The organism is Mesorhizobium sp. M7A.F.Ca.US.006.01.1.1 (assembly GCF_003997935.1).
In the GTDB taxonomy this organism is placed as follows: Bacteria; Pseudomonadota; Alphaproteobacteria; order Rhizobiales; family Rhizobiaceae; genus Mesorhizobium.
Map to the genome: position 1 here is coordinate 1 of NZ_RZQL01000438.1, position 2,436 is coordinate 2,436.

3 protein-coding genes are annotated in these 2,436 nt (G+C 61.9%); all 3 read left to right on the plus strand.

What is annotated here, in order from left to right; genetic code table 11:
- Positions 1-674 (plus strand): ABC transporter permease (locus EN943_RS36505; protein ID WP_164778592.1); only part of this gene is annotated, 674 nt, incomplete at its 5' end.
- Between the two features lie 39 nt (positions 675-713).
- Positions 714-1,730, plus strand: coding sequence for a sugar ABC transporter substrate-binding protein (locus tag EN943_RS36510; RefSeq protein WP_127416557.1), 1,017 nt, complete (start codon positions 714-716; stop codon positions 1,728-1,730).
- Between the two features lie 15 nt (positions 1,731-1,745).
- Positions 1,746-2,436 (plus strand): ABC transporter permease (locus EN943_RS36515; RefSeq protein ID WP_164778593.1); only part of this gene is annotated, 691 nt, incomplete at its 3' end.

Sequence of the window (2,436 nt, forward strand, 5' to 3'; positions counted from 1 at the left end):
GTGCCGGCGTGCTGATCGGGGCGTTGATCGCCTTCGGCGAGGTCGCGCCGATCTTCGCCACGCTTGCCGCCGGCTCCGTCATCTATGGCCTCGGCAGGACCTTCTTCTTCACGCTGGAGATGCAGAACGTGCCACCTGATGCCGAGTGGTTTTCGCTGATCGGCCAAGGCCGCATCCTCGGCATTCCGGTGACGGTGGTGGCCTTTGCCGTGCTTTGCCTGGCCCTGCATCTGGTGCTCAGCCGCACGCGGTTCGGCTGGCAGATCTATGCCATGGGCAACAATCCGGCCGCGGCCAAGATCACCGGTATTCCCTATCGGCCGATGATCGTTGCGCAATATGCGATCAGCGCGCTGATTGCCTATGCCGCCGGACTGATCCTTGCCTCGTCGGCGTCGGCGATCAATGCCCGGCTTTTCAACTCGACGATGATCTATGACATCCTTTTGGTCGTGGTGTTGGGCGGCATCGGCCTGAACGGCGGTCACGGCAAAGTCCGCAACGTCATTTTGGGCACCGTCTTCGTCGGCATCCTTCTCAACGGCATGACGATCATGAACATCGACTACACGATCCAGAACCTCGTCAAGGGCGTGGTTCTGCTTCTGGCCATCGTCATCGATTCACTCGTCAACCCGCGTGACGAGCAGACATCCCAGCAAGGGGATCTCTGAGCACCAATTTTCAACGCCAAACTGCAATGGGAGGAAACCATGCGACTTCTGAAAACAACAAGATGGCTGGCCGCGGCCTGCATCGCCCTGGCAGGCATTGTCACCGCCAGCGCGCAGGACAAGGGCCTGGAAAATCCGCGCTCGACCACGTTCCACAAGACGCTTGAAGGCAAGAAGGTCGTCTTCCTGCCGCTGTCGATGGGCTTCGATCTGACCGAAGGCTGGGCCGCGGTGATGCGTCAGCAGGCCAAGCGCCTGAAATACAGTTTCGAGATCCGCGATCCGGCCTGGAGCACCGATGCCGGCACCAAGGCGCTGCAATCGCTGATCAGCGAAAAGCCAGACCTGATCGTCGCCCACAACCCCGACATCCAGTCCTACGCCCGGCTGCTGGCCCAGGCGCAGGCTGCCGGCATCAAGGTGGTGCAGATCAACCTGGAATCGAACACCCAGACCGATTCCTATGTCGGCGCCGACTGGACCGAGATCGGCGAGCAGGCGGCGCAAGCCGTGGTCGATAAGTGCAGCGCCGGCAAGGGCGCCTCGACCAAGGTCGCCATCGACACCGGCGTGCCGACGGCGGCATCTGATGTCTTTCAGCTCGACGGCATCTACCGAGTCCTGAACCAGCATCCCGACATCCAGGTCGTCTCGCAGCAGGCCACCGAATACAATCCCGAAAAGGCGCGCTCAATCATGGACACGGTGCTGCAGCAGCATCCGGACCTCTGCGGCGCCATCGGCATCTGGGACAACCAGGATACCGGCACGGCATCCGCCATCAAGCAGGCCGGCAAGAGCGACCAGGTCTTCCTCGTCACCAGCGGCGGCGGCAACAAGGTCGGCTGCGAGAACGTCGAGAAAGGCCTGTTCAATCTCTACATCAGCTACAACGTGCCGCTGCAGGGCGAAATCCTGAATGCCGAGATCGCACGGCTGCTGCTTTCCGACAGCCCAGCGGGCGAGACCAAGACGCTCTACTTCAACCCGCTCACCCAGATCACCAAGGCAAACGTCAATCCCCGAAATTGCTGGACCCTGGACGATTTGAAGTAGCGGACAACGGAACCGATGGCTGCCAGTGATACGCTTCTGCGACTGCGATACCGGTTGGTGCCGGATCGCCTGTTCGGAGAACTTCTGACCAAGAGCTGGATTGACAATGTCATTCCCGCCCTTGCGCTGGTGGCCACGGTTCTGGTCATGATCTCGGTCATTCCCGGCTTTCTGTCGGTCGGGACGTTCTCGGACCTTGCCCGCCAGGTGTCGGAGTTCGGCCTCGTCGCGCTGGCCCTGACGATCGTCATCCTGTCGGGCGGCATCGACCTCTCGGTCGGTTCGATGTTCGCGCTTTGCGTGCTGGCCGCCCTGGTGTCGATGAATGTGTTCGGCCTGCCGATCGGCGTGGCGTTGATGGCCACGCTCGCCACGGGAATTGCCTGCGGCCTGCTGAACGGCGTTCTGATCGGCTACCTCAGGCTGCGCGCCTTCATCACCACGCTGGTGACGCTGGTCATCTACCGGGCGCTCTACGACATCATCTTCCCGCGCCTGGCCAGCGCCATCGTCGGCTCGATGCCGGTCTCGCCGACATGGGACCTTATCGGCTTCGGTTCCTTCAACGGCGTACCGGTCTCGTTCATCATCTTCGTCATCATCGCCATTGGTGCGCACATCGTCCTCTCGCGGCTCAGGCCGGGCTGGCGTTTGCGCGCGGTCGGCGGTGCGCGCCGCTCCGCCTACAATGCCGGCATCAACGTCA